This is a genomic window from Hyphomicrobium sp. NDB2Meth4 (genome assembly GCF_900117445.1).
Lineage (GTDB): Bacteria > Pseudomonadota > Alphaproteobacteria > Rhizobiales > Hyphomicrobiaceae > Hyphomicrobium_A.
Genome location: NZ_FPEJ01000016.1, coordinates 1 through 1,222, shown reverse-complemented (window position 1 = coordinate 1,222; position 1,222 = coordinate 1). Strand labels below are relative to the sequence as shown.

Sequence of the window (1,222 nt, the reverse complement as noted above, 5' to 3'; positions counted from 1 at the left end):
CGCCGGCCACGCCCTCCGCTTGCTTCGCTACGCTCCGCAGCTCCGGTCCTGGCCGGCGCCATCACCACACTCAGACGGGGTCAACATTGCACGCCGATAAGGGGTCAAAGTTCGACGCCGATTGACACAGATGACCGATGGAGCGCGCACGGAGAACGGACATGTTGCACTCGTTAGGCCGGCCAACCCTCAGTTGATCCGCTACGTCCGCTCTGGATACATTGCCAACTTTGAAACGCTCCATCAGCGGGACGCTTCGTGCGACGGTTCCTGAACCCAAAGTAGAACCGTGCTGAGGGCGGTCAATGAATCACCTCTCAAAGAACTCTCATCCAAGTTCTGATAATCCCGGCACGCGGGACGCTCATATCCCCTTCGGCGGGGAGGCGAACGGTCAGAAGCATGCGAGTTTAGCAGTCGGGCTTTTGAGGCTTTGAGAGCTCCTCTTCTACACGAGGCAGTCGAGCATTCGTTGTATGATTCTGTAGGCAGGTTCGTAACAAGCCAGAGCGTCCTCTTCCGGCTGTAGTTCCCCGTGGAGGACCGCGTTGCGCATCGCATAGAGGACTTCGATCATTCCTGCGAACAGCTCCTCGTCAGTGCATCGGAACTCGATGTCACCGGCTATGATAGGTGCGCCTTGTCCTGCCGAAAGGTCCTTGAGCGGGCGTGGATTCGCTTCTTGGTAGAGGTTGAGGAGTTGAGCGCGCTGTGGCTCTGACAACGCAGCGTATCCCGGATCCGCTTGTAGGTTCAGAGCGTTGTATGCGTCTTGCTCGATGCGGCAGCGCTGTTGTCCGCTCGCAATGTGCACAACCGCGCTCACCCAGCGGCCATTTGCTTTGTTCACTTCGTAGTTGTGCCGATTGAATTCGCGTCGACGCGGGAGATTCACGCCGTTCGCTAGACAAACTGATCGGAAAGAGATGCGCTCCAAAACGTCATCTCTATACACTTCGAGCTGGTAGCTCTCAAGGTGGGCATGAAGATCCCGCAGCAATAAGCGGAACTTCAATGCTTCCTCGGGTAGTGGGCGTGGACGCCCATGTTCGTCGTTTTCTCGTGGGCGCAGGAGCGGAAGCAGTGCGCCGCGCATGTCAATCGGCGTCGAACTTTGACCCCTTATCGGCGTGCAATGTTGACCCCGTCTGAGTGTGGTGATGGCGCCGGCCAGGACCGGAGCTGCGGAGCGTAGCGAAGCAAGCGGAGGGCGTGGCCGGCG

General features: G+C 58.5%; 1 protein-coding gene. It reads right to left on the bottom strand.

Annotated elements, in window-relative coordinates; all coding sequences use genetic code 11:
- Positions 1–448: 448 nt before the first annotated feature.
- On the bottom strand, positions 449–1,222 hold a 774-nt coding region (locus NDB2M4_RS19725; RefSeq protein ID WP_210186575.1), incomplete at its 5' end, for a hypothetical protein.